Genomic DNA, 24,125 nt, shown 5'->3' on the forward strand with positions numbered 1-24,125 from the left:
CCCGATGGCCCTTCAGACGACCCAAAACGAAGCCGAGCGCGCGGTCTATATCGCCCATGATCGCGTCGGGCTGACCCACCAAGTTCTTGCAGAGGCATTGGCCGAACCTGGCCTGCCCATTGCCGACGCAAAAGCCTTCATCCGCAATATGGGCGCGGCCGGCTACGTGAAGCCCTATGGCCGAGGCCGAACCGACAAGCGCACACCCCACCTGTATCGCCCGGACGCGGCGCTGGCGTTGGCCGTGCTGCTTCGTGCAAGTGAAGCGGGCTTTTCGTCCCCTGACGCCCGGAAAGCTCTGGGGCAGGCAATCCAGAACTGGCGGCCCGGCGACGAACCCGGCCCGCTCGAACTGATCCCGCGTTCCCCGGGAGCGCTTATCATGGCGTCCTATGCCGAAGGCTTCCGCAACTTCGCGGCGGACATCGTGTTCTTCCGGCAGCCCGGCGCGCGCAAGCCGCTAGTGGCGGCCCGCTATCGGCAAGTGCAGGACGGCGTTACGCGCGGCACCAACTTTCCGCCTGAAGCCGCCGCGCTCCAAGTTCGGTCTTCGTGGACGTGCCCCCTCGATCCGGTCCTTTCGCACCTGATGCGCCGTCGGGGGGCAACTCACTAATGTCCCTGCTGTCCCGCCTCAATCCCTTCAAGCGCGACGCGGCCCCGGTGGCCGTCCGGTCTTTTGACGCGGCTGCGGGTGGCCGCCGTGGCGCGGGCTTCGGGCGGCACTTCGGTTCGCATGGCACCGAGACGCTGGCCGCCGCCATTCCGGTGCGCGCCCGGGCTCGGCACGCCTACGCCAACAACGGCTATATCCGCAACGCCGTGGACGCTATTGTGGCCGAGGCTGTGGGGGCAGGCATCGAAGGCAATTCGGCCTATCCCGACAAGGATGTGGCCGCGCTTATCGACAAGGCGTTTTCCGACGCCGATCTGGACGCCGAGGGCCGCACCGACTTCCGGGGTATGACCGCTGCCGCCGTGCTGGCCGAAATCGTGGACGGGGAAGCCCTCTTCGTGGCCGAGAACCGCGACGGGCGCACCGTCTGGCGGCAATACCCTGCCGAGGCGCTGGACGAGTCCGACACCCGCGACTTGGGCGACGGGGGCTATGTGGTGGCGGGCGTGGAGTTTGCCGCCAATGGCACGCGCCGCGCCTATCACTTCCGCCCGCAACGCCCGACCGATCTTTTTCCGACCGCGCAAGAGTCCATCCGCGTTCCGGCTGAAGACGTGATCCACATTTTCCGCCAGCTCGGCCCGGGCCAAGTACGCGGTATTTCCCAACTCGCCCCGATCCTGCTGACCGTCAATGAGCTGGACCAAGCCCTTGATGCCATGCTTGTCGGGCTGAAAATCTCTTCCATGTTCGCGGGCTTCGTCACTGACACCACGAACATGGGCGGAGCCGGTGAAGCCTTCCCCGAAGCCGACGGCGGCGACATTTCCCTTGAACCCGGCGTGGTGCGCGTCCTGCCGGGCGGGACTGACATCAAGTTCGCCGCGCCCGAACAAGCCAAGGAGTCCATCGCCTTCGCAAAGCTGACGCTCGGCCAGATTGCCGCCGGGCTTGGCGTGCCCCAGCACCTTGTTGACGGCGACCTGAGCCAAGCGAACTATTCCAGCCTGCGGGCCGGGCTGCTGCCGTTCCGGGCCAAGGTGGAGCAATACGTTTACCACACGCTTGTCCCGCAATTCCTGAACCCGATCTTCCAACGCTTCGTCACCGACGAATACGTGGCCGGGCGTCTGGACGTGTCCGACCTTGCCGCCGCGCGGAAAGCTGAATGGCTGCCGCCGCGCCCGATGCAGGTGGACCCGCAAAAGGACATGGAGGCGGCCCGTTCTGCCCTCGAAATGGGGCTGACCAGCCGCCGCCAAGCCGTCGCACAACTCGGCTGGAACGTGTCCGAGCTGGACCGCGAGATTGCCGACGACCGGGCGCGGGAATCCGAGCTTGGCCTGTCCTTCAGTAATGGAGGCTCGAATGCCCCTCGATAACGCCCTGACGCGGGCCGCCCAGACTCGCCCCAACAGCTATGACCCGGAGACGCGCACCGTGTCCGCCGTGATCGCCACGCCGTCGCCCGTGACCCGGCGCGATGCCCGGGGGGCGTTTCTGGAGGTGCTGACCGCCGACACGCTGGACCTGTCGGGCGCTAACGGGCTGCCCGTCCTGGACTCGCATCGCACCGCCTCTGTCCGCGACCAGCTTGGTCGCGTTCGGTCCGTCGCCGTGGAAGGCGACGCCGTGGTGGCCGTGCTCGAAATCACCAGCGCCGAGGACGCGGCCCCCGTGGTCCAGCGGATCGCGGACGGCACCGTGAGCGGAGTAAGTATCGGCTACCGCGTCTCGGGCTGGGCCGAACGGAATACGCCGCAGGGCAGGGTGAAGAGCCCGACCGGGTGGCGTCTCACCGAGGTCACGTTGACCTCTAATCCGGCGGACCCGTCCGCCCGTCTACGGCAGAAAGAGGAACCCATGCCCGAGACCACCGAAACCCTTTCGCCGCAAGAGGTGGAAGCGCAACGCCGGAGCGACATCCGGGGGCTTGTCCGCGCTGCCGGGCTTGGCCCGGAGCTGGCCGACCAGCTCATTGACGACGAAGCCGACATGACCGCCGCCAAGGCTGCCGTCTTCGACGCTCAGCAAACCCGCCGCTCGGCCCCCGTGGTCCGCGTGCATGGCTCGAACGAAGACCCGGCCACGATCCGCACCCGACAAGCCGAGGCGCTTGCCTATCGCATGGGCGGGCTGGAAGAGCTGCCCGAGGCGTCGCGCACCTATGCCGACGTGAGCCTGATGGACATGGCCCGAGAATCCGTGGAGCGCATGGGCACCAGCACGCGCGGCATGAGCCGGGATGAAGTGCTTCACCGCGCCGCCGCGCACGGCACCAGCGACTTCGCCCTGACCGTCATGGACGCGACCGGCAAGACCGCGATGGCGTCTTACCGGGCCGCCGAAAGCCCCCTGAAGGCGCTTTGCCGCAAGCAGACGCTCCGGGACTTCAAGACCAGCACGGCAATTCGCCTTGGCGAAATGGGCGAGCTGGAAGAGATGGCCGAGAATGGCGAGTTCACCGCCACCAGCCGGGCCGAAGAGGGCGAGTCCATCAACCTCAAGACCTTCGGTCGCCGGATCGACCTGACCCGGAATCTCATCATCAACGATGACCTGAACCTGCTGTCTGACACCGTGCGCGCCTTTGGCGAGGCGGCTGCCCAGACGGAAGCGGCGATCATGGTGGCGATGCTGACCAGCAACCCGGACATGCGCGACGGCACGCCCGTCTTCGACGCCAGCCGGGGCAATATCGGAGAAACCGCTGGGCTGCCTTCCAAGGCGACCTTGACCGAGAACCGCGAAGCCATGCGCCTGCGCACCGGCACCGATGGCAAGACCATCATCGACGCGCCGCCGCGCTATCTGCTGGTGCCCGCCGATCTGGAAACCGAGGCCGAGGAAATCCTTGCCGCGATCCAGCCCGGCACCACGGCGGACGTGAACCCCTTCGCGGGCAAGCTGAAGCTGCTGGTGGAACCGCGCCTGCCGTCGGGCACGTGGTATCTCTTTGCGGACCCGGCCCGTCTGGCCTGCCTGCGCTACGCCTACCTGAGCGGGGCCGAGGGCGTCCAAGTCCAGCGCCGCGAAAGCTGGGACACGCTGGGGCTGTCCTTCCGGGGCTTCCTCGACTTCGGCGCGGGCTGGCTCGACTGGCGCGGCGCGCAGCGCGTGGCGACTTCCTGATGGCTCTGACGCTCGACCAGCTCACGCAAGCCCGTGACGCGCTTCTGACGGCGCGTGCGGGCGGCGTGCGGCGCCTCCGCGACCAGAATGGCGAGGAAGTCGAATACAAGTCCGACGCCCAGATGGCCGCCGCTCTGGCGTCGCTGGACCGGCAGATTGCCGAGCTGGCCGGGCGTCGGACGCCGACCACCCTTCATTTCCGAACCTCGAAAGGAACCTGAAATGCGCAACTTCGTGCAACCCGGTGAAAACCTCACCCTGACCGCCGTGGCCGCCGCTAGCTCTGGCGATGGCGTCAAGCTCGGCAATATCTTCGGCATTGCATCGGGGGACGCCGACATTGGCGATCCGCTGGTGTTGGTGACGGAAGGCGTCTTCGAGATGCCCAAAGTCTCCACCGACGAACTGGCCGTGGGCGATGCGGTCTATTTCCGCACGTCCGACGGGGCCGTGACCAGCACCGCCAGCGGCAATACCAAGATCGGCGTGGCCGTCTCGGCAGCGGGCAACCCGTCCGGGTCCGTTCGCGTCCGCCTCAACGGGGCGTTCTGAGTTAGAGGTCGAGTGATGGGACCGCTCGGCCTCTCAACGCGGGACTGACCACCCCGTTTGTCCCAGCGCGGCGCGTCTACTCTCCACGCAATGCGCTTGCCCTTGGTATCAACAGATGGAGAACCTTGAACGCCTGAAAGTTGCACGCGCCAAAGTCGCGCGCATGGTGGTGGCCGATCCTGTCTATGCTCCGATTTTCGAGCGCATAGAATCCGACATTGCCGAGCTGGAAGCCATCGCCGCCAATGACGTGCTGGCCCGGGCGCGTGCCCTTGTTCAAAGCGCGACGCGCTGAATCAATCGCTGCAAGTCGGCAAGGGACGCACCCTTGCCATACCGTTCACGGTCAAGGGCGTGGCCGAAAAGGTCGCGCCTGATCCGTTCATCAATCCCCGCCGCCAACATCCGGTCTTCAAAGCTATGTCTCAATCCGTAAAGAGAGTGCTCCGGTGTCTCCAAGAGCCTGTTGGCCCGGAGATACTTGTTGATCGTGGCCGAGAGGCTGGCGGAGCTGGCGCGATACTTGGGGAAGCCGTCAGGGCATTGTGCCATAGCTTTCAGGCTCACGCCGGTCAGGGGGATGACACGGCGCGCGTTGCGCGTCTTGAGCTGGCGTCCAACGGGCTCAATCGAAATGTGCGGCGTGGTCGCGCCAAGCCGTATCTGGTCTCGTGTGAGGGCCGCCAGCTCGCTCGGCCTCGCCCCGGTGTTGACCATCGCCAGAACGATGCAGCGGGCTTCCTTGTTGAGCCCGTCCAGCGCTCCCGGAGCCAAGAGCTTGTCGCGTATCCAGCTTTCGGAGAAAGGCGGACGCTGCTTTGCCTCGCCTTCCTTGAAACTGAGATCGGAGAGGGGCAGCACCAGCCCGAGCCGCTTCATGCGGTTCACGGTCTTCAGCACGTCGCCAAGGTGGATAAGGTCTTTGTTGCCCGAGTTGGGCGTGAGCCCTTCGTTCTGGATGCGCTCAAACCACCAATGGCGGAAGTCCAGCATGTCGTCGCCGGTTATGTCGCCAATGGCCTTGTCGCCAATCACGTCCACGAAGTTCTTCACGGCTTTCTTGCGCGGGTTCTCCCAACGGCGGAGCTGGTCCGGGCTCTTTCCAAGCGTTTTGTCCGCTACCAAGCTCCAATAGAGTTCCAGCGCCCGAGTCACCGTGATCGCTGGTTCACTCACGCCGCCCATAAGGGCAGCCGTGTCTCGCATATCCAGCTCACCGTCTTTACGCTCTTTGACGGCTTCGACACGTGCAAGAAGCTGGTCTTGCGGCAGCTTGGCAACTTGGGGTGCTGGCAGGTAGCGGAAGCCCCGGACGGCGGCGAGATTCTTGGCCGCCTCGAAACGCTGTTCCGCGTCGCTTGTGTCTCCGGCAAGCCGGGCTTCCCAGCCTTCCACGATGTGTTGCCACGCGATAGGGGCTTTCTGTTGCGCGACGGTAAGGGAGTCCGTGTGCAGGCTGACCCAGATGCTCTTGCGCTCTTCAACGCCCTGATAGCGGCGCGGCACGCGCTTGCGCAGGTGGTAAGTGCTGCCCCGCTTCATGATGGTCATGGCCGTTCCCCCGCTGGTGATGTGTGCGGATTGTGCGGCGAAATGTGTTGCAAAACAAGGCAGAACGACGGACTACGCGCAGGGCGCTTCGATCTAACGTATTGTTTTTGTTGGATAAATTTCCAAAACAAGGCGGGTTTTGGTGGCGGAGACGAAGGGATTCGAACCCTCGAGACCCTTCCGGGCCTACTCCCTTAGCAGGGGAGCGCCTTCGACCACTCGGCCACGTCTCCGCGGACCCGTATAGGGATCGTCTCGGGGGGAGACAAGCGGTTTTTCGACGGAATTTCTGGTGGTTTGCGATTTCCCTCGCGTGGGGCGGAGATGGCGCAGGCGGGGGCGCGGGTCGGCGCAGGGCAGGAGCGTCGGTCGCCATGAAAAACGCGCGCGAGATGTCTCGCGCGCGTTTCGTTTTCAAGGGGTTTTGCTTGGCTCTAGCGCGTCGTCTCGCCGCGCCGGCGCACCACCACGTCGACCGTGATCGACGCGAGCAGCACCGCCGCCGTCGCCATCAGCTGCACCGCCGCCGGCAGACCCAGAAGCGCCATGCCGTTGACGATTGCCGCGATCACGACGCCACCAAGGATCGCGTGGATCGGATGGCCGCGCCCGCCGAACAGCGAGGTGCCCCCGATCACCGCGGTCGCGACGACATAGAGCACGATCGTGCCGCCGTCGAAGCTGGTGGAGATCGAGCGCAGGCGCGAGGCGTAGATGATGCCGCCCAGACCCGCCGTCGTCGCGGCCAGCGTGAAAGCTGCGGTCCGGATCAGGCGCAGGTTGATACCCGCCCGGCGCGCAGCCTCGGCATTGCCGCCAATCGCGAGGACATAGCGGCCGAATTTCAGCCGTCCCAGCAGGAAGGACCATGCCAGCAGCACCGCGAAGACGATCGGGATCACCCACGGCATCCCCGAGAGCGGGAAGCGCGCGACGCCGCGGTTCATGTTCGAGATCGTCACCAGCACGATACCCGCGATCACGGCCGCGGCGATCTTCGCGATGGTGAGGCCCATTGGCGGAGCGACGAGGCCGCTCTTGCGACGTTTCGCATCCTTGCTGAAGGTGAGGATCGCGAAGACGAGAACCACGACGCCGGTCATCAGCCAGCCCATCAGCGGGCTCAGCGTGCCATTGGCGAAGTTGTTGATCGTGTCACTCGCCACAGGGATCGTCCCCCCGGCGCCCAGCAGTTGGATCATCAGACCGTTGAAGCCCAGAAGGCCCGCCAGCGTGACGACGAAAGAGGGCAGTTTCAGGCGCGTGATCAGCGAACCCTGGAAAATACCCAGAACCGCCGGTACCGCCAGACCTGCCAGAACCGCCGCCCACCAGGGCCAGTCGGAGCCCGGTGCCACCAGCAGTGTCGCCACTGTCGCCCCGATCCCGGCCACGAAGCCGAGCGACAGGTCGATCTCGCCCAGCAAGAGGACAAAAACCTGTCCCATCCCGATCATCATGAAGACCGAGCCCTGGACGAGCAGGTTCACGATGTTCCCCGGCGAGAGGAATTTCGGGTTCTGCAGCTGGAAGATCAGAGAGATCAGCACGAAGCCCAGAAGAACCGGGAGCACGCCGCTTTCGCCTGCCTTGATCTTCGCCCAGGTGCGCGAGAGGTAGCTCGAGAAGCTCTGATCCTCGGTCGTGGCGCCCACCACGGCAGAGGGGCCGCTTTCGCCCGATGCCTCGCGTTGCGCCGCGACGTCCTTGGCGTTCTCTGCCGCGATCGAGGCGGCGGCGCGCATCGCGCCCGGCTCGACCACATGGTCGGATTTGCCCGTGGTCATCAGCTCGACCACGCGTTGGGTGTCGTATTCCTCGATCGGGCCCTGGCTGACCATCTCGCCCAGACGCAGGATCGCGATCCGGTCGGAAACTGCGAAGACGTCGTTGAGGTTGTGCGAGATCATCACCACCGCGAGGCCCTGATCGGCGAGGCGACGCACGAGTTGCAACACCTGACCGGTCTGGGCCACGCCGAGCGCCGCCGTGGGCTCGTCGAGGATCACCAGTTTGGAATTCCACATCACGGCCTTGGCGACCGCGATCGATTGCCGCTGACCGCCCGACAGCGCCGAGACCGGCGCGCGGATCGAGCGCAGCGTGGTCACGCGCAAGCCTTGCAGCGTCTCTGCCGCGGCGCGCTCCATCGCGTCCTCGTCGAGCATCCCGTTGGTCAGGATCTCGCGCCCCAAGAACATGTTCTGCACGACGTCGAGATTGTCGCACAGCGCGAGGTCCTGATAGACGACCTCGATGCCCAGCTCCGCACTGTCGCGCGGCGAGCGGACGCGGACCTCGTTGCCTTCCCATTCGATCACGCCGCCATCGGCTTCATGGATGCCGGCGATGGTTTTCGTCAGCACGGATTTGCCCGCGCCATTGTCACCGACCAGTGCCGTCACCTCGCCGGGGCGCACGTCGAAATCGACCCCGCTGAGCGCCTGCACTGCGCCGAAACTCTTTTCCAGACCCCGAATGCGGAGGATCGCGTCGCGATCCTCCGCTTGGGACCCGGTGCCGTTGCCCGTGTCCATCATCAGCTATCAGTTCCCGATGCCAGCGGATTTGCACGCGTCAGCCGCGTCGCCCGCACAGAGCTTGGAGGTGTCGACGAAGCCGTCTTTCACGACGGTGTCGGCCATGTTCTCCGGGGTGACCCAGATCGGCTTGAGCAGGATCGAGGGCACGTCCATGCCGCCCTGGCTGTCATTGACCTTGCCGTTGACGAGGCCGTCGGGCGGGTTTTCACCGGCACGCATATAGAGCGCGAGTGCCGCGGCCGCCTGGGCTTCGAGATAGATCGGCTTGTAGACGGTGCCGCACTGGTAGCCGGTGAGCACGTTCTGCAGGCCGGTGACGGTCGCATCCTGACCGGTGGTCGGGAAGGCTTTCGCCGGCACGTTCAGCGTCTTGAGATAGGAGATGACCGCGTTGGCGTTGTCGTCATTCGGGGTGACGACGGCGTTCATGTCCTGATGCGCGGTGAACTGCTGCTCGAAGGTGGTCCGTGCGACAGACGGGTCCCAGGTGCCCGCGGGCTCGCCCGCATTGGTGTAGCTGCCGTCGTCGAATTTCGGCTGAAGCACCTTCATGTAGCCCTGCTTGAACAGCGTGGCGTTGTTGTCATCGGGGGAGCCCGCCATCACGAGGATATTCGGCTTCTCGATGTTCCAATCGCTCAGGCACTGTTCCATGCCCTTGCCGATCAGCTCGCCGACATATTCGTTGTCGAAGCTGATATAGTAGTCGCGCGAACCGCCAAGCGTGATCCGGTCATAGTCGATGACCGCGACGCCGTGCTCTTTCGCGTATTTCTCGACAGCGGCACCGCCGCCCGAGGAGATCGGGTCGATCAGCAGAACCGTCGCGCCCTGGCTGATATCGGTCTGCGCCTGGGTGAGCTGGTCGGCTTCCGAGCCTTGCGCGTTGGTGATGATCAGGTCGTCCGAGGACAGGCCCGCCGCTTCGAAGGCTTTCTTCAGGTAGGGCTCGTCGAAAGAGGTGTAGCGGGCGGAGCTGGCGGTGTCGGGCAGCAGCACGCCGACCTTGCCTTTGCCCTTGGACGCGATGTCCTTGAGTTGGCTCATGGCCGAGAAGTCGGCGCCGAAGCTGTCGGCGGTGATGTTCTGGGCCTGCGCGGCACCTGCAATCAGGCCGAGCGCGAGAACGCTGGTTCCGGCGAGACGCGCGGCGGTTCCGCACGTCGAGCGACGAATGTTTTTCATTGTAATCCTCCTAAGGCCGGATGGGGTTCCTCCCGGTGGAGCGGGCAACGCCTCACTCCCGCGCGCCGCCCGTGCCGACCTCCGGCAGGACAACGCCGGGACGCGCATCCGGCACGCGCCCCGTTAGCGCCATCATGGAGCGAATTGTTGCTCTGAACAGGGGGCGAAAGCCAAAATTTACTCACGAAACCGTGACGGAACGCAGCGTCGGGAGCCTGATGGGAAATTTGCTGGGGCGGGCAGGCGGCCGCCTCGTGGGCGGAGAGGTGGGCAGAGAGGCAGTCTGGCGGGCCGGATCGTTCGCGTTCCCCGGACGTCTCGCCCGGAGTGGTTGACACCCGCGCGCGCCGATGTATAAGCCCGCCATCCCGGTAACGCGAGTTGCCGGGGTTATTCATTGGTGTTGGTGGACCTCGCAAGAGGAAACCTGTCGCCGGTCGCCGCAAGGCCCGGAGGAGGACAACGCCCTTCGAAACGCTAAAGAAGGAGATCAGCCGTGACCAAACGCACGTCTGCCAAGTACAAAATCGACCGCCGCATGGGCGAGAACATCTGGGGCCGCGCCAAGTCGCCCGTCAACCGTCGTGAATACGGCCCCGGCCAGCACGGTCAGCGCCGCAAGGGCAAACTGTCCGACTTCGGTATCCAGCTCCGCGCCAAGCAGAAGCTGAAGGGCCATTACGGCGACCTGACCGAGAAGCAGTTCCGCCGCATCTACGCCGAAGCCGAGCGTGTGAAGGGCGACACCGGTGAAAACCTGATCGGTCTGCTCGAGCGTCGCCTCGACGCGCTGGTCTACCGCGCCAAGTTCGTCCCGACCGTCTTCGCAGCGCGCCAGTTCGTGAACCACGGCCACGTGCTCGTGAACGGCAAGAAAGTGAACATCCCCTCGTACCGCCTGAAAGAAGGCGACGTGGTGGAAGTCCGCGAGAAGTCCAAGCAGATGGCTCTGGTTCTCGAAGCCGTTCAGTCGCCCGAGCGTGACGTTCCGGATTACATCGAAGCCGACCACAACAAACTGACCGCCAAATTCGTGCGCACCCCGGCCCTGTCCGACGTGCCCTTCGCGGTTCAGATGGAACCGAATCTCGTGGTCGAATTCTACGCGAAGAACTGATCCCTCAGTCTTCGCCGATCATTTGGAAAGGCCGTGCCCCCGGGGCGCGGCCTTTTTATTTTGGGCGATGGGCGAGGGGGGCTTTTGTCCGGAACAGCCGCGCAGCGGCCCGGGCAGCGCCCGGCCGCCCCCTCGGGCGGGCGCTCTTCGGTCTCATCGGCGCGGCGAGGTCGTGCGGATGTGGTGAGATAAAGGGGCAACCGCTGAATGAAGCGCGCCCACCCGGCGGTGGGGCGCTGCCCTCCGGCACCCGTGGGCAATACATCTCTCATCGACGTGCTATGACATCCGTTGCATCCCTGCCGCGTCTGCTATGCGGGTGATCTTCTCACTAGCCCTGTCGCGCCATGGCGGATAGAACTCGGGCCACGATTCAGGAGTGCACAATGACCACGCATATTCGCCCCCAGCCCGGTATTATGGACATCGAGCTCTATCAGGGCGGCGCCTCCCATGTGGCGGGGCGCACCGATGCCGTGAAGCTCAGCTCGAACGAGAACCCGTTCGGCCCCTCGGACAAGGCCAAGGACGCGTTCGCGAAATGCGCCCATTCGATGCATCGTTACCCCTCAACCGACCACGGCAAGCTGCGCACGGCCATCGGTGACGTGCACAAGCTCGATCCCGACCGGATCATCTGCGGGGTGGGCTCGGACGAGATCATCCACTTCCTGTGCCAGGCCTATGTCGGCGCGCGGGACGAGGTGATTTTCACCGAGCACGGATTCCTGATGTATCGTATCTCGACCATGGCCGCGGGCGGCACGCCGATCGAGGTGAAAGAGCGCGACCGCACGACCGATGTCGATGCGATCCTGAGCGCCTGCACCAAGAAGACCAAGCTCGTCTTCCTCGCCAATCCGAACAACCCGACCGGCACGATGATCCAGCTGGCGGAGCTGGAGCGGCTGGCGGCGGGCCTGCCGAAAGGCGCGCTGCTGGTGATCGACGGCGCTTATGCAGAATATGTCGAAGGCTATGACGGCGGGGCGGAGCTGGCGACACGCCTGCCCAACGTCTTCATGACGCGGACCTTCTCGAAGATTTACGGTCTCGGCGGGCTGCGCGTCGGCTGGGGCTACGGGTCGCGCGAAGTGATCGACGTGCTCAACCGTATCCGTGGTCCGTTCAACCTCTCGACCGCGCAGCAGGAGACGGCAGAGGCCGCCGTGCGCGATCAGGACTGGGTCACGAAATGCCGCGATGACAACACCCGCCTGCGCGCTTGGCTCGCAGAGGCGTTGGCGGAAAAAGGCGTTCCGTCAGATACTTCAACGGCGAACTTCATCCTTGCGCGTCTGGCTTCCGAGCAGGAAGCGGCCGATTGTGATACCTACTTGAAATCCGAAGGCATCATCGTGCGCCGGGTCGCCGGCTATAACCTGCCCAACTGCCTGCGCATCACGGTGGGCGACGAGCCCTCGTGCCGCCGCGTGGCCCATCTGATCGGCGTCTTCAAGGCAGGCGGGATCGAGGTGCCCAGATGAGCCAACTCTACCAGCGGGTCGCGCTGATCGGGCTCGGCCTGATCGCCTCGTCGATGGCCCATGCGATGCGTGAAAAGGGTCTGGCGGGCGAGATCGTCGGTCACGCGCGCTCTGCCGAGACGCGTGACACCGCGCTGGAAATCGGGCTGGTCGATGCCGTCTACGAGACCGCCGCCGAGGCGGTCGCGGGCGCCGATCTGGTTGTGCTCTGCGTGCCGGTCGGTGCGATGGACAAGATCGCCGAAGAGATCGCCACGCATCTCGCCCCCGGCGCGACCGTCACCGATGTGGGCTCGGTCAAGCGCGCGGTGATCGACGCGGTCGGCCCGCATATGCCCGACGGTGTGCATTTCATCCCCGGCCACCCGCTGGCGGGGACCGAGCAATCCGGCCCGCGCTCGGGCTTTGCCACGCTGTTCGCCAATCGCTGGTGGCTGTTCACGCCGATCGAAGACACCGACTCCGGGGCGCTGACCCGGTTGAAAACGCTGGTCGAGGCGATGGGTGCCAATACCGACGAGATGGCGCCCGATCACCATGATCTCGTGCTCTCGGTCGTGTCGCACACGCCGCACCTGATCGCCTACACGATGGTGGGCGTGGCGGATCATCTTCGTCGTGTAACCCACGAGGAAGTCATCAAATATTCCGCCACGGGTTTTCGCGATTTCACCCGGATCGCGGCCTCGGACCCGACGATGTGGCGCGACGTCTTCCTGACCAACAAGGAAGCGACGCTCGACATCCTCGGCCGCTTCACCGAGGAGCTGTTCATGCTGCAACGCGCGATCCGCATGGGCGATGGCGACATGCTGCACGACTATTTCACGCGCACGCGCGCGATCCGTCGCGGCATCATCGAGGCGGGTCAGGATACGGATGCGCCCGATTTCGGCCGCGGCGCGCCGAAGAAAGACGCGTAAGGCGCGCGCGGGCAGGCGGCCCGCGCCCTACTGCCCGCCCCGTGTTTCACTGCCGTTGCGCGACCAGTTGCGGTGCGGGGCCCAGCGGCACCGGGCCGAGGCTCATCTGCCCGTCCTTGAAAATCAACGGCACTTCCAGCGCGCCGTCGGGGTTCTTGGCGGCCAGCATTGCGCCTATCCCGGTGACGAGTTTCACCTCGTCCTTTCCGATCAGCCCCATGCCCTGCGCGATGCCGACCCAGTTGCGCCACGAGGCAGAGCGGATCGTCAGCGTGCCGTCTGGATAGCCAGAGGGATCGACGGTCAGGTTGCCCTCGACCGAGACGTCGTTATCGCCCCAGCTCAGCGACAGGTCCGAGATCGCGAATGTCATCAGACCCGGCAGTCCTGCCTCCAGCGCGCTTTGGTCGATCGGCTCCCGCGTGCCCATGAGCGCGTCGAAATGGAGGCGCGTGATCGTGTCGGGCAGCGTGCCCTTCGGGTCGATCCGCTCGAGCAGATCGGCCGGCAGTTTCAGTTTCTTGGCTTCCGCGCCCAGACGATAGGCGGCGGCGGGCATCACCAGATCGGCGGCTTGGGCCGAGGCGCCGATCGCGCCCTGCGCCTTGTCCTTGCGCGCGATGGCGAGGCGCAGCTGATCGGCCGAAAGCTCCGGCTTGGCGGCCCCCTGGGGCGTCAGCACGGGGGACGCGACCACGGCGACCGCGTTTTCCAGCGGCAGCGCGGTCGAATAGCCCACCGTCATCGAGGCGCGCATGTCGTCTTGCGTCAGGCGGTAGGTCTTGTCGCCCAGATGCAGCATCTGGCCCGAGGGCAGGTAGGCGATCACCTTGTTGGGCTCATATCCCAGCGCGAAGATTTGCGCGAAGGGGGCGCTCCAGCGCCACAGGCCGCCCCGATCCTTCAGTTCCGGCTTGTCGAAGGTCAGATCGAAGCGCGAGGGGAAGCCCGCCAGCGAGACCGATTGCGCATCGCCCCAGCCTTCCTGCCGGGCCTGTGCGAGCATGTCGCGCGCGCCGTTCTCGATCTTGTGCGCCCCGTAGAACCAGTAGCCGCAATAGGCCAGCGTCGCGACCAGCACCAGAATGATCAGTTTGCGCATCGTAGCCTCTTTGCAAATCGGGTGAACCCCATGTAAGCCCTGAGCCCATGCAGGACCAGAGCGACGACAACAGGATCTGGGTCTTCGGCTACGGCTCGCTGATCTGGAACCCCGGCTTCGATTTCGACGAACGGATGCTTGCCCGCGCGCCGGGTTGGGAGCGCAGCTTCTGCATGCGCTCGCTGGTGCATCGCGGCACGCCCGAGGCGCCGGGACTGGTGCTGGCGCTCGACGAGGGGCAGGGCGCCTGCGCGGGGCTCGCCTTCGCGGTGAAGTCCGGACAGGAAGACGAGGTCATGACCTACCTGCGCGAGCGCGAGCTGGTGACCGCGGCCTATCTGGAACGAGAAATTGATGTCGATCTGGATGACGGCCGGCGCGTGCGCGCCGTGACCTACGTGATCGACCGCCATCACGACCAATATTGCGGTGGCCTCAGCGATGACGAGCAGGCCCGGATCATCGCCTCTGCCACCGGCGGGCGCGGTCCGAACCGCGATTATCTGTTCAATACTGCCCAGCATCTTCACGAATTGGGCATTCCCGACCCCCATCTTGATGCATTGGTGGCACGGCTGCGTGTCTTGTCGCGATAGGCCTTGGCGAAGGGCTGCGCCGTCGCTAGGCTCTGCGCAAACAGGCAAGAGGGGCAATGATGCAAGAGCCGATCCGGCTGGAGCCGCAATTCTCACAACCCGTGCGTCAGGTGATCCTGATGCTTCTGGTGCTCGGCTTGGTCGCTGCGGGAGGCTACTTCGCCTATTCGCGCATCTTCCCGATTTTCCTCGCCAATCCCTGGCTGAACGGGGTGATCCTCGCGGTCTTCGTCTTCGGCATCCTCGCCTGCTTCTGGCAGGTGGTGCAGCTGGTCAAGGCGGTGAACTGGATCGAGAGCTTCGCCGCCGATCGTCCGGGCCGCCCGCAGGTGCGCGCGCCGTCGATGCTGGCGCCGCTCGCAGCCCTTCTGGGCTCGCGCGAGGCGCGCCGCGCGGTGTCGTCCTCCTCCGGCCGCTCGATCCTCGAATCCGTCGCGACCCGGATCGACGAGGCGCGCGACATCACCCGTTACATCGCGGGCCTGCTGATCTTCCTCGGTCTTCTGGGGACGTTCTACGGCCTCGCCACCACCGTCCCTGCCGTGGTGGAGACGATCCGCGCGCTCGCACCGAAGGAAGGCGAGAGCGCGATCGGCGTGTTCGACAATCTGATGACGGGGCTCGAAGCGCAGCTGGGCGGCATGGGCACGGCGTTCTCCTCGTCGCTTCTGGGTCTTGCGGGCTCGCTGGTGATCGGCTTGCTGGAACTGTTCGCGAGCCACGGTCAGAATCGCTTCTACCGCGAGCTGGAGGAATGGATTTCTTCGATCACGCGGCTGTCCTTCACCGCGCTTGAAGGGGGCGATGGCGAAAGCTCTATGGTGGCGGGCGTCCTCGATCACATGTCCGAGCAGATGGACCAGATTCAGACGCTGTTCGTGCGCTCCGATGCCGGACGCGTGCAGACCGAGGCGCGCATCGCGCATCTGTCGAACGCGATCCACGACCTGTCGGAACGGCTCTCGGCGGAGATGGATGCGCGCAACCGCCAGCAAGGCGCGCTGCAGCAGATGGCGGAGGGGCAGGAGCGGCTGATCGGCGCGCTCGATCATCTCGCGCAGCGCACGGCCGAAGGGGCCCCCGAGGCAGAGGCGCTGATGGAGACCCGGATGCGGCTGCGCTCGATCGATCAGCAGATGATGCGGATGCTAGAGGAAGTCAGCGCCGGGCGGCAGGAAAGCATGGCCGAGCTGCGCCATGATTTCGCAGGTCTCACCCGGGCGATCCTCGGCTACAAACCGCATCGCGAGGAGTAATTTATGGCTCTGGCACGGCGCGGCGGCAATCGGTTCTCGACCAACATCTGGCCGGGTTTCGTCGATGCGATGACGGCGCTTCTTCTGGTCCTGATGTTCGTGCTGTCGATCTTCATGATCGTGCAATCGGTTCTGCGCGACACGCTGAGCACCAAGGAAGGCGAGCTGATCCAGCTCAACGAGCAGGTCTCGAACCTCGCCAAGGCGCTGTCGCTGCAACAGACGAAGACGCAGCAACTGACGGGCGAGCTGGAGAACGCGAAGGACAAGGCCGATCAGCAGGATTCGCTGATCGCCACGCTGACCTCGCAGCTCGATGACCGGAAGGCCGCGCTGGCGGATGCGAAACAGAAGATTACAGAATTCGAGGCCCGCGTCGCGCAACTCGTGGGCGAGCGCAACGCCGCCCAGCAGGATGCGAGCGCCAAGGCCGACGAGATCCGGCTGAGCAAGGAAACCATCGCCGATCTGCGCGACAAGCTGACGAAATCGGGCGACGAGGTCGCGGCGATGACGCTGCAACTCGAAGAGGCACGCAAGAAGGCCGAGGACACGTTGACCAAGCTCGCCGCCGCGCAGACCGCGAAGGCCGATCTGGAAAAGCAGCTGGGCAAGCAGCTCTCGGAGGCCGAGAAGCAGGCCGCGCTGAAGGCCACTGCGCAGAAGGCGCTGGCCGATCAGCAGGCGATCTCGGAGGGCGCGCAGAAGAAGGTGGCGCTACTCAATCAGCAGGTCGCGGCTTTGCGAAGCCAGCTTGCGCAGCTTCAGAATGTGCTCGACGAGGCGCAGCAGAAGGATGCCGAGGCCAAGGTGCAGCTCGACAACCTCGGACAACAGCTGAACGCGGCGCTCGCCCGCGCGGCGTCGGAGGAAAAGAAACGTGCCGATCTGCAGGAGAAACTGCGCAAGGAGGCCGAGGCCAAGGCGAAGGATCTGCAGAACTACCGCTCGGAATTCTTCGGCAAGCTGTCGCAGCTTCTGAAGGGCAAGCAGGGCGTGAAGGTGGAAGGCGACCGCTTCGTCTTCTCCTCCGAGGTGCTCTTCGCGCCGGCTTCGGCCACGCTGTCGGATGCGGGCCGCGCGCAGATCAAGCAGGTCACGGCGCTGCTCGATCAGCTGCGCGGGGAAATCCCGAGCGACATCCCGTGGATCATCCGTGTCGATGGCCATACCGACGACACGCCGCTGTCGGGGCAGGGCGAGTTCAAGGATAACTGGGAGCTGAGCCAGGCACGCGCGCTTTCGGTGGTAAAATACATGGTGGACAGCCTCGGCTTCCCGCCGGATCGGCTCGCCGCTGCCGGATTCGCGCAGTTCGACCCGGTGAACACCGCCGACACGCCCGAGGCGCGCGCCCAGAACCGCCGGATCGAGTTGAAGCTGACCGAGCGCTGAGGCGCGAGGGACAAAAGAAAAGGCTGCCGGGCGATGCCTCGGCAGCCTTTCGCGTTCCGTGTCACCTGAGAGGGCTCAATGCCCCTGCGTCATCTCGCCCTTCGCCATCGCCAGATGGTGCGGCTGATGATGCGCGCCGACCGTCAGGATGCCGATGAAGCCGAGCGCGCGGATTTTCTGCGCATCCGCCCCGGTCACGGTGAGCGCGCTGCCGCCGGGGATTTCCTCGGCTCTCATTTCCCAGCCCCGAATACCGTTCATCGTCGCGACATGGGCGGGCACCATTGCGCGTATGGAGGCGGTAACCGCAGGATCGTCCGAGGTCGCCTCGAAGCGCGCACCACCCTCGATGTCGCTCTCGCTGACCTTGGCGTGCAGGGTGACATTGTTCATGTCGATCAGATGCTGGCGCAGCGCCTCGATATCGACGCGGTTCCAATCCGTGTCGGGATCGGCGAGCAGATGGGCCACGATCTCCTGGATCGCCGCGAAAGCGGATTGACCCGGCTCGGTAATCGCGCCCGCTTCCTGCATCCCGGGCATCTGCTCGGGCGCGGTCATGGGCACCTGCCCGTCGGCATGGGCCTCGTCCGGCATCATGTGGTCGTCATGGGCGGGCATGTCCTGGTCGGCGCCCATATGCGCGTGGTCGCCCATCTCCGCATCGTCCATCATCATGTGATCGCCCGACATCATGTCATGCGTGTCCCCATCCGCGCTGCCATCCCCGTGCGCGTAGCTGACGGTGGGCAGCGCCACGAGGGCGAGAATGCTGAGAAAGCGTGTCATGAGTCCTCCGGAGTTTTGCGTTACCCTGTCATCTTTCTTCGGGAATGTCACAGCTTCAGCCTCCGCAGCCGCAACGCGTTACCGATCACCGAGACCGAGGAGAAGCTCATCGCGAGCGCCGCGATCACCGGCGAGAGCAGCAGGCCGAAGACCGGGTAGAGCACGCCCGCCGCGATCGGCACACCCGCGGTGTTGTAGGCGAAGGCGAAGAACAGGTTCTGGCGGATGTTGCGCATCACGCCCTCGGCCAGACGGCGCGCGCGGACGATGCCGGTCAGGTCGCCCTTGACCAGCGTCAGCCCGGCGCTCTCCACCGCGACATCCGCGCCGGTGCCCATGGCGATGCCGACATCGGCGGCCGCCAGCGCAGGCGCGTCGTTTACCCCGTCACCGGCCATCGCGATGGAGGCGCCGTCCTTGCGCAACTTGTCGACCAGCGCGGCCTTGTCCTCGGGCGAGACCCCGGCATGGACCTCGTCGATGCCCAGCTCGCGTGCGACGGCCCGCGCGGTGCCCTCGCTGTCGCCGGTGGCCATGACGATCCGCAGCCCCTCGTCGTGGAGCGCGCGAATGGCGTCCGCGGTGGTCTCCTTGATCCGGTCGGCCACCGCGATCACGCCGATCACCGCACCGTCGCGGGCGAGATACATCGCCGTCTTGCCGTCCGATTGCAGACGCTCGACCGTGTCGGACTGGGCGGAGGTATCCGCGCCGATCTGCTTCATCAGGGCCGCATTGCCGAGCGCGATCTGCGCGCCGTCGACGCGGCCCGTGACGCCCTTTCCGGTCACCGCCTCGAACCCTTCGGCCTCGAGTTTGGGCGCACCTTCCGCGCCTTGCACGATGGCCTCGGCAAGCGGGTGCTCCGATCCGCGTTCCAGCGCGGCGGCGAGCGATTTGACCTCTTCCTCCGAGGCCCCGTCCGCGATCACATCGGTCAGCGCGGGCTTGCCCTCGGTCAGCGTGCCGGTCTTGTCCACGATGAGCGTGTCGACCTTGGCGAAGCGTTCCAGCGCCTCGGCATCGCGGATCAGCACGCCTGCACTCGCGCCGCGCCCGGTGCCCACCATCACCGACATCGGCGTGGCGAGACCCAGCGCGCAGGGGCAGGCGATGATCAGCACCGACACCGCAGCCACGGTCGCATAGCCCAAGGCCGGGTTCGGCCCTAAGGCGAGCCATGCGATGAAGGCGAGGATGGCGCAGGCCACGACGGCGGGCACGAAGTAAAGCGCCACGCGATCGGCCAAGCCTTGGATCGGGGCGCGCGAGCGTTGCGCCTTGCCGACCATCTCGACGATCCGTGAGAGCGTGGTTTCCGAGCCCACGGCCTGCGCCTCCATCACGAAGCTGCCCTGCTTGTTCAGCGTGCCGCCGGTGACCGCATCGCCCTGGGCTTTCTCGACCGGGACCGGCTCGCCCGTGATCATGCTCTCGTCGATGGCGGAGGAGCCTTCCGTGACCACCCCATCGACCGGCACGGTCTCGCCCGGGCGCACGCGCAGCTTGTCGCCCGTCTGTACCTGATCGAGTGGCACGTCCTCGTCACCGTTTTCGCCCACGCGACGCGCGGTTTTCGGCGCGAGGTCCATCAGCGCGCGGATCGCATCTCCGGTCTTCTCACGCGCGGAAAGCTCCATGATCTGGCCGATCAGCACCAGCACGAGGATCACCGCCGAGGCTTCGAAATAGACCGGGGGAAGCCCGTGTTCGTTGAGCATCTCTGCCGGGAAGATTCCCGGCAGCAGAAGGCCCGCGAGCGAAAACAGGTAGGCCGCGAGCGTACCCAGCGCGATCAGCGTCCACATGTTTGGCGAGACGTTCACCACCGATTTCCAGCCACGCACGAAGAAGGGACGCGCGAACCACAGAACCGGCGTCGCCAGCGCGAATTGCAGCCAGAGGAAGGCTTTCGGCCCGATCCAGTCCGCGACGGGCAGCCCGATATGCGCGCCCATTTCCAGCACGAAGACCGCCGCCGCCAGCGGACCCATGATCCAGAGCCTGCGGCGGAAATCGACAAGCTCGGGGTTCGGGCCGCTATCGGCCGTGGGGCTCATCGGCTCCAGCGCCATGCCGCATTTCGGGCAATCTCCGGGATGATCCTGCACGATCTCGGGATGCATCGGGCAGGTATATTGCGTGCCCTCGGGCATCGGCTTCGCCGCCGGGCGCGCGCCCAGATAATCCTCGGGCCGGGCCTCGAACTTGTGCTGACAGCCTTCGGAGCAGAAATAAAATCGCTCGCCATCGAGCTTGGCCATGTGCTTCGCCGTCGCGCGCTCGACCGACATGCCGCAGACAGGGTCGGTCGCCTTGATGTAGTCATTCGGTTTGGCCACGAACTTGTCGTGGCAGCCCTGCGAGCAGAAATGGTAAAGGTGCCCGTCATGCTCGGCGCTGGGTTTGTCGGCATTCGGGTCGACCGTCATGCCGCAAACCGGATCGCGCGTGATTGCGTCGGTGGTTTCCTTGGTATGATGGGCGTGCTGCGGTGTCATCCGTTCATCCTTTCGGCAACTTCGCCCCATCAGATAGGGCTTCCAGTAGCTGGAGGGTCAAGAGCCTGATTGATCTTTCCACGCCAACCTTCGATCGCGTGGCGCCGTTCCCGTATTTCTCACGCGAGCGTGACTTTTGCCTCCAGCCGCTGGAAGGTTTATATGTGTCGCAGGAGGCACGTGCTCATGAATATCGGAACCGCCGCGACGCAGGCCGGGCTGCCGGTCAAAACGATCCGCTATTACGAGGATATCGGCCTGATTTCGCCGGATCGGCGGGCCAATGGCTACCGGGATTTCTCGGAAAGCTGCGTGGAGCAGCTGCGGCTTCTGGCGCAGGCGCGTCACCTTGGGTTCTCGCTCGAGGAATGTCGCCGCCTTCTTGCGCTGAGCGCCGATGAGGGACGGGCCAGCCGCGATGTACGCGCGCTGGCGCAGGAAAACCTCGAAGCGGTGCGCGAGAAGATCGCGTCGCTCGCTGCGTTGGAGGCGCGGCTCGAACATTTGATCGCGTAATGCCACGGCGACGATGCGCCCGATTGCGCGATCCTCGACGACCTGATGGGACTGCGCGGGAATTGACAGCTGCGTCAGAGCCCACCAGATAGAGGGCAGGGAGAAACCGGGAGAGCCATGCGCAAAGCGCTGCATATCGTGATGATCGCACTGGTCTGCTTGATCGGTCTGTCGCAGTTGGGCGCGCCCGCTGCCGCGATGACACATGCACGCGCGATGGACGCGGTGGAAACGGTCGCCATGAGCGACTGTGCGGCCTGTCCCGACACCCATCACGATGCGGGACCGATGCAGGACCAGTCCTGTCCCCATGCCCAGATGATGGTCTCTGCCGGGCTCGATCATGCGCCGGAATTCTCTCTGAGCCGCGCCGACCTGTCGATGACGCTCCGTCCTGCGGAGACGCCCGCACCCGTGGCGCATGAGCCGCAACTCGACCTTCCTCCGCCCCGTATCTGATCGATCACACCGTCGCTAGCCCCCGAGGGGGCTCGTCTGTCGCGTCCGTGCAAAGGACGCATGATCGAACAGGATACCCTGATGAAACGCTACATACTTTCTGCCGTCGTCGTCGCGGCCCTCGTTGCGGGCGGCTGGCTCGTTCTGCAGCCCGACACCGCGACCGAGGCGGAGGCTGCGCCCGCACGGGGCGAACCGCTTGTCTCTGTCTCCCTGCCGAACACGCTCTCCGAGCAGGCCCAGATGGGCAAACGCGCATTTGATGCGACATGCGCCGCCTGTCATGGCGCGAATGCCACGGGCAAGATGGGCTTCGGCCCGCCCCTCGTACACAAGATCTACGAACCCTCCCATCACGGCGACATGGCCTTCCAGGCCGCCGTTCAGGCCGGGGTGCGGGCGCATCATTGGCGCTTCGGCAACATGCCCCCGCAAGAGGGCCTGACCCGCGGCGATGTCGCGAATATCGTCGCTTACGTACGCGAATTGCAGCGTGCCAACGGGATCGAGTGAGATGCGGAACTTCCAACTGACCCGCCGTGCGGTTCTCGCAGGGATGGGTGCGTCTGCGCTGACCGCGCGTGTAGGAGGGGCGGCCACCGCCCCGACGCTGCTCACCGCACAGGTGGCCAAGGCCCAGATCGCCCCCGAGGGCTATCCGCAGACCGAGGTCTGGTCCTATGACAGCACGCTGCCGGGGCCGGAGCTTCGGGTGGCCCAAGGGGTGCGGCTGCAACGCCGCTTCGTCAACAAGCTCGCCGTGCCAAGCTCGGTGCATTGGCACGGCATCCGCATAGACAACGCGATGGATGGCGTGGCCGGGCTTACGCAGGACGCGGTGCCGCCCGGCCAGACCTTCGACTATGATTTCCGTGTGCCGGACGCGGGCACCTATTGGTATCACGCGCATACCAAGTCGATGGAGCAGGTCGCGCGCGGTCTCTCCGGTGCGCTGATCGTCGAGGAGCCGGAGGCGCCAGATGTCGATCGCGACGAGGTTCTGCTGCTCGACGATTGGCTGCTCGACCCCGATACTGCGCAGCTGGAGCCGGATTTCACCCATCCGATGGACCTCAGCCATGGCGGGCGTTTCGGCAATCTCGTGGGCACCAACGGGCATTACGCCCTGACCCTGACGGCGAAGCGCCATGAACGGTTACGCCTGCGGCTGATCAATGCCGCCAATGCGCGGATTTTCGTGCTGCGCCTGACCGGGCTTTCGGCCTGGCAGGTGGCGCTCGACGGGATGCCGCTGCCTGCGCCGGAGGCTATTCCCGAGGAACTGGTGCTCGCGCCTGCGCAGCGCGTGGACCTGATCGTAGATGTGACCAGCGATGGCGCCGAGGCCGCGATCGAGCGGCTCGGCAATGATCAGCAATGGCAGCGTCAGGTCGGCTTCGCGATCTCGGGCGAGGCCAGCCGAACGCGGCGCGATCCGCCTGCGGCCCTGCCGCCCAATCCGAACATGGACCCGCCCGATCTGACACAGGCCCGTCCGCTGGAGATGAAGATCGAAGGCGGCGCGATGGGCCGAATGTCACGCAATCGGATGCAGGCCTTGATGCAGCGCGGCAATTTCTGGACGCTGGCCGGTCAGGCCGGAATCGGCGATGCGCCATTCGCGAAGCTGTCGCAGGGCGAACAGGTGCGGCTGCGCTTCGTCAACGATACCGCTTTCCCGCATGCGATGCACCTGCACGGAATGCATTTCCGCGAGCTGCGCGAGGATGGAAGCCTCGGCCCGATGCGCGACACGGTGCTGACGATCCCGGGGCGCAGCCACGAGATCGCCTTCACCGCCGATAACCCCGGCAAGTGGCTTTTGCACTGTCACATGCTGGCCCATGCGGCCGCGGGGATGACGTCCTGGATCGAGGTGGCGTGATGGGGCGGATATTCCTTCTCAGCCTCGCGATCACAGGGGGCGTTGCCCTGTCTCCGGCGGGCGCCAGCTCGCTTGAAGGGCGCGATATCGCTCGGGGCAAGCAGCTTTACGCGACCCATTGCGCGAGCTGTCATGGCGCCGATCTTGAGGGGCAGCCGGACTGGCGCGAGGCGGGGCCCGATGGGGTTCTGCCGGCGCCGCCGCATGATGCCACCGGCCACACGTGGCACCACGAGACCGCGTTGCTGTTCGATTACGTCAAGCAGGGCGGGGCGGTAGCTTTGGCCGCGCGTGGGGTCGCCGATTTCCCGAGTGGGATGCCGGGTTTCGGCGGAACGCTGAGCGATGCGGAAATCCTCGACATCCTCGGCTTCATCCGCTCGACATGGCCCGAGCGGCTGCAGGCGGTGCAGGCGGCGCGGGACGGGCAGTAGAGGCCGCCTCCGGCGCGATCCGGGAGCTGAAACGGTTCCGGCCATTCGCGAGAGGCGAATGGCCGGTGACTGAAGCGCGGCTGTGC

Annotated in this window: 22 protein-coding genes, 1 tRNA gene and 1 pseudogene; 17 read left to right on the top strand and 7 right to left on the bottom strand. The window is 65.4% G+C overall.

Annotated elements, in window-relative coordinates; translation table 11 throughout:
• The first annotated feature begins 4 nt into the window (after positions 1-4).
• From B6V75_RS00690 to B6V75_RS00715, 6 genes are all read left to right on the top strand, one after another.
• Positions 5-616, top strand: a complete 612-nt coding sequence (locus B6V75_RS00690; protein WP_088718408.1) for a hypothetical protein — start codon at positions 5-7, stop codon at positions 614-616.
• The gene (locus B6V75_RS00695) at positions 616-1,998 is read left to right on the top strand and encodes a phage portal protein (RefSeq protein WP_088718409.1); all 1,383 of its coding nucleotides are present in this window, start codon (positions 616-618) and stop codon (positions 1,996-1,998) included. Before B6V75_RS00690 ends, B6V75_RS00695 begins: the two co-directional genes overlap by 1 nt.
• On the top strand, positions 1,985-3,748 hold the full coding sequence (locus B6V75_RS00700) for a prohead protease/major capsid protein fusion protein (protein WP_168174418.1): 1,764 nt from the start codon (positions 1,985-1,987) through the stop codon (positions 3,746-3,748). The genes B6V75_RS00695 and B6V75_RS00700 overlap by 14 nt, the downstream gene beginning before the upstream one ends.
• Positions 3,748-3,969: a hypothetical protein gene (locus B6V75_RS00705; protein ID WP_088718411.1), complete on the top strand. Its 222-nt coding sequence runs from the start codon at positions 3,748-3,750 to the stop codon at positions 3,967-3,969. The genes B6V75_RS00700 and B6V75_RS00705 overlap by 1 nt, the downstream gene beginning before the upstream one ends.
• A gap of 1 nt (position 3,970) precedes the next feature.
• Positions 3,971-4,300, top strand: a complete 330-nt coding sequence (locus tag B6V75_RS00710) for a DUF2190 family protein (RefSeq protein ID WP_088718412.1) — start codon at positions 3,971-3,973, stop codon at positions 4,298-4,300.
• A 115-nt stretch (positions 4,301-4,415) separates the two neighbouring features.
• A complete protein-coding gene (locus tag B6V75_RS00715) occupies positions 4,416-4,595 on the top strand; it encodes a hypothetical protein (RefSeq protein WP_088718413.1) in 180 nt (59 codons plus the stop codon).
• On the opposite strand, the gene B6V75_RS00720 is transcribed toward B6V75_RS00715, so the two are convergent.
• From B6V75_RS00720 to B6V75_RS00735, 4 genes are all read right to left on the bottom strand, one after another.
• Positions 4,577-5,851: a DUF6538 domain-containing protein gene (locus B6V75_RS00720; protein WP_078540509.1), complete on the bottom strand. Its 1,275-nt coding sequence runs from the start codon at positions 5,849-5,851 to the stop codon at positions 4,577-4,579. The genes B6V75_RS00715 and B6V75_RS00720 overlap by 19 nt on opposite strands.
• Before the next feature lie 143 nt (positions 5,852-5,994).
• Positions 5,995-6,084: transfer RNA gene (locus B6V75_RS00725), tRNA-Ser, on the bottom strand.
• Between the two features lie 201 nt (positions 6,085-6,285).
• On the bottom strand, positions 6,286-8,391 hold the full coding sequence (locus B6V75_RS00730) for an ATP-binding cassette domain-containing protein (RefSeq protein ID WP_088718414.1): 2,106 nt from the start codon (positions 8,389-8,391) through the stop codon (positions 6,286-6,288).
• A gap of 6 nt (positions 8,392-8,397) precedes the next feature.
• Positions 8,398-9,579 carry a substrate-binding domain-containing protein gene (locus B6V75_RS00735; RefSeq protein ID WP_075775100.1) on the bottom strand — a complete coding sequence of 394 codons (1,182 nt, stop codon included), beginning with the start codon at positions 9,577-9,579 and terminating at the stop codon, positions 8,398-8,400.
• Between the two features lie 496 nt (positions 9,580-10,075).
• On the opposite strand from B6V75_RS00735, the gene rpsD reads away from it, so the two are divergent.
• The 3 genes from rpsD (at position 10,076) to B6V75_RS00750 (ending at position 13,106) form a co-directional block, all read left to right on the top strand.
• On the top strand, positions 10,076-10,696 hold the full coding sequence (gene rpsD, locus B6V75_RS00740; protein WP_075775099.1) for a 30S ribosomal protein S4: 621 nt from the start codon (positions 10,076-10,078) through the stop codon (positions 10,694-10,696).
• Positions 10,697-11,082: 386 nt separating this feature from the next.
• Positions 11,083-12,183 carry a histidinol-phosphate transaminase gene (gene hisC / locus B6V75_RS00745; protein WP_075775098.1) on the top strand — a complete coding sequence of 367 codons (1,101 nt, stop codon included), beginning with the start codon at positions 11,083-11,085 and terminating at the stop codon, positions 12,181-12,183.
• Positions 12,180-13,106, top strand: a complete 927-nt coding sequence (locus tag B6V75_RS00750; RefSeq protein WP_088718416.1) for a prephenate/arogenate dehydrogenase family protein — start codon at positions 12,180-12,182, stop codon at positions 13,104-13,106. Before hisC ends, B6V75_RS00750 begins: the two co-directional genes overlap by 4 nt.
• A gap of 46 nt (positions 13,107-13,152) precedes the next feature.
• Here B6V75_RS00750 and B6V75_RS00755 read toward each other — a convergent pair whose 3' ends face one another.
• The gene (locus tag B6V75_RS00755; RefSeq protein WP_088718417.1) at positions 13,153-14,208 is read right to left on the bottom strand and encodes a DUF2125 domain-containing protein; all 1,056 of its coding nucleotides are present in this window, start codon (positions 14,206-14,208) and stop codon (positions 13,153-13,155) included.
• A 47-nt stretch (positions 14,209-14,255) separates the two neighbouring features.
• Here B6V75_RS00755 and B6V75_RS00760 point away from each other — a divergent pair, with 47 nt between their 5' ends.
• The 3 genes from B6V75_RS00760 to B6V75_RS00770 are packed head-to-tail and all read left to right on the top strand — an operon-like array spanning position 14,256 to position 17,455.
• The gene (locus B6V75_RS00760) at positions 14,256-14,804 is read left to right on the top strand and encodes a gamma-glutamylcyclotransferase (RefSeq protein WP_206198458.1); all 549 of its coding nucleotides are present in this window, start codon (positions 14,256-14,258) and stop codon (positions 14,802-14,804) included.
• A 59-nt stretch (positions 14,805-14,863) separates the two neighbouring features.
• Positions 14,864-16,060 carry a biopolymer transporter ExbB gene (locus tag B6V75_RS00765; protein WP_088719347.1) on the top strand — a complete coding sequence of 399 codons (1,197 nt, stop codon included), beginning with the start codon at positions 14,864-14,866 and terminating at the stop codon, positions 16,058-16,060.
• A gap of 3 nt (positions 16,061-16,063) precedes the next feature.
• The gene (locus B6V75_RS00770) at positions 16,064-17,455 is read left to right on the top strand and encodes a peptidoglycan -binding protein (RefSeq protein WP_088718418.1); all 1,392 of its coding nucleotides are present in this window, start codon (positions 16,064-16,066) and stop codon (positions 17,453-17,455) included.
• Between the two features lie 75 nt (positions 17,456-17,530).
• On the opposite strand, the gene B6V75_RS00775 is transcribed toward B6V75_RS00770, so the two are convergent.
• Positions 17,531-18,244 carry a hypothetical protein gene (locus B6V75_RS00775; protein WP_088718419.1) on the bottom strand — a complete coding sequence of 238 codons (714 nt, stop codon included), beginning with the start codon at positions 18,242-18,244 and terminating at the stop codon, positions 17,531-17,533.
• A 47-nt stretch (positions 18,245-18,291) separates the two neighbouring features.
• Positions 18,292-20,745: a heavy metal translocating P-type ATPase gene (locus B6V75_RS00780; protein ID WP_088718420.1), complete on the bottom strand. Its 2,454-nt coding sequence runs from the start codon at positions 20,743-20,745 to the stop codon at positions 18,292-18,294.
• Between the two features lie 186 nt (positions 20,746-20,931).
• Between B6V75_RS00780 and B6V75_RS00785 the strand changes: the two are divergent.
• The 5 genes and pseudogenes from B6V75_RS00785 to B6V75_RS00805 all read left to right on the top strand — a co-directional run.
• Positions 20,932-21,258 (top strand): annotated as a pseudogene (locus tag B6V75_RS00785) (MerR family transcriptional regulator); the annotation flags it as partial.
• 120 nt (positions 21,259-21,378) lie between these two features.
• Positions 21,379-21,720 carry a hypothetical protein gene (locus B6V75_RS00790; protein ID WP_088718422.1) on the top strand — a complete coding sequence of 114 codons (342 nt, stop codon included), beginning with the start codon at positions 21,379-21,381 and terminating at the stop codon, positions 21,718-21,720.
• An 81-nt stretch (positions 21,721-21,801) separates the two neighbouring features.
• Entirely contained in the window at positions 21,802-22,233 is a 432-nt protein-coding gene (locus B6V75_RS00795; RefSeq protein WP_088719348.1) for a cytochrome c, read from the top strand.
• 1 nt (position 22,234) lies between these two features.
• A complete protein-coding gene (locus B6V75_RS00800) occupies positions 22,235-23,605 on the top strand; it encodes a multicopper oxidase family protein (RefSeq protein WP_088718423.1) in 1,371 nt (456 codons plus the stop codon).
• Entirely contained in the window at positions 23,605-24,039 is a 435-nt protein-coding gene (locus B6V75_RS00805; protein WP_088718424.1) for a c-type cytochrome, read from the top strand. The genes B6V75_RS00800 and B6V75_RS00805 overlap by 1 nt, the downstream gene beginning before the upstream one ends.
• Positions 24,040-24,125 lie beyond the last annotated feature (86 nt).

The organism is Thioclava sp. F1Mire-8 (assembly GCF_002213165.1).
GTDB classification, from domain to species: domain Bacteria; phylum Pseudomonadota; class Alphaproteobacteria; order Rhodobacterales; family Rhodobacteraceae; genus Thioclava; species Thioclava nitratireducens.

What these genes read in the sequence shown, in the direction of transcription:
- B6V75_RS00690 (WP_088718408.1), top strand. Translation starts at nt 5, where the DNA reads ATGGCCCTTCAGACGACCCAAAACGAAGCCGAGCGCGCGGTCTATATC.
- B6V75_RS00695 (WP_088718409.1), top strand. Translation starts at nt 616, where the DNA reads ATGTCCCTGCTGTCCCGCCTCAATCCCTTCAAGCGCGACGCGGCCCCG.
- B6V75_RS00700 (WP_168174418.1), top strand. Translation starts at nt 1,985, where the DNA reads ATGCCCCTCGATAACGCCCTGACGCGGGCCGCCCAGACTCGCCCCAAC.
- B6V75_RS00705 (WP_088718411.1), top strand. Translation starts at nt 3,748, where the DNA reads ATGGCTCTGACGCTCGACCAGCTCACGCAAGCCCGTGACGCGCTTCTG.
- B6V75_RS00710 (WP_088718412.1), top strand. Translation starts at nt 3,971, where the DNA reads ATGCGCAACTTCGTGCAACCCGGTGAAAACCTCACCCTGACCGCCGTG.
- B6V75_RS00715 (WP_088718413.1), top strand. Translation starts at nt 4,416, where the DNA reads ATGGAGAACCTTGAACGCCTGAAAGTTGCACGCGCCAAAGTCGCGCGC.
- B6V75_RS00720 (WP_078540509.1), bottom strand. Translation starts at nt 5,851, where the DNA reads ATGACCATCATGAAGCGGGGCAGCACTTACCACCTGCGCAAGCGCGTG.
- B6V75_RS00730 (WP_088718414.1), bottom strand. Translation starts at nt 8,391, where the DNA reads ATGATGGACACGGGCAACGGCACCGGGTCCCAAGCGGAGGATCGCGAC.
- B6V75_RS00735 (WP_075775100.1), bottom strand. Translation starts at nt 9,579, where the DNA reads ATGAAAAACATTCGTCGCTCGACGTGCGGAACCGCCGCGCGTCTCGCC.
- hisC (WP_075775098.1), top strand. Translation starts at nt 11,083, where the DNA reads ATGACCACGCATATTCGCCCCCAGCCCGGTATTATGGACATCGAGCTC.
- B6V75_RS00750 (WP_088718416.1), top strand. Translation starts at nt 12,180, where the DNA reads ATGAGCCAACTCTACCAGCGGGTCGCGCTGATCGGGCTCGGCCTGATC.
- B6V75_RS00755 (WP_088718417.1), bottom strand. Translation starts at nt 14,208, where the DNA reads ATGCGCAAACTGATCATTCTGGTGCTGGTCGCGACGCTGGCCTATTGC.
- B6V75_RS00760 (WP_206198458.1), top strand. Translation starts at nt 14,256, where the DNA reads ATGCAGGACCAGAGCGACGACAACAGGATCTGGGTCTTCGGCTACGGC.
- B6V75_RS00765 (WP_088719347.1), top strand. Translation starts at nt 14,864, where the DNA reads ATGCAAGAGCCGATCCGGCTGGAGCCGCAATTCTCACAACCCGTGCGT.
- B6V75_RS00770 (WP_088718418.1), top strand. Translation starts at nt 16,064, where the DNA reads ATGGCTCTGGCACGGCGCGGCGGCAATCGGTTCTCGACCAACATCTGG.
- B6V75_RS00775 (WP_088718419.1), bottom strand. Translation starts at nt 18,244, where the DNA reads ATGACACGCTTTCTCAGCATTCTCGCCCTCGTGGCGCTGCCCACCGTC.
- B6V75_RS00780 (WP_088718420.1), bottom strand. Translation starts at nt 20,745, where the DNA reads ATGACACCGCAGCACGCCCATCATACCAAGGAAACCACCGACGCAATC.
- B6V75_RS00790 (WP_088718422.1), top strand. Translation starts at nt 21,379, where the DNA reads ATGCGCAAAGCGCTGCATATCGTGATGATCGCACTGGTCTGCTTGATC.
- B6V75_RS00795 (WP_088719348.1), top strand. Translation starts at nt 21,802, where the DNA reads ATGAAACGCTACATACTTTCTGCCGTCGTCGTCGCGGCCCTCGTTGCG.
- B6V75_RS00800 (WP_088718423.1), top strand. Translation starts at nt 22,235, where the DNA reads ATGCGGAACTTCCAACTGACCCGCCGTGCGGTTCTCGCAGGGATGGGT.
- B6V75_RS00805 (WP_088718424.1), top strand. Translation starts at nt 23,605, where the DNA reads ATGGGGCGGATATTCCTTCTCAGCCTCGCGATCACAGGGGGCGTTGCC.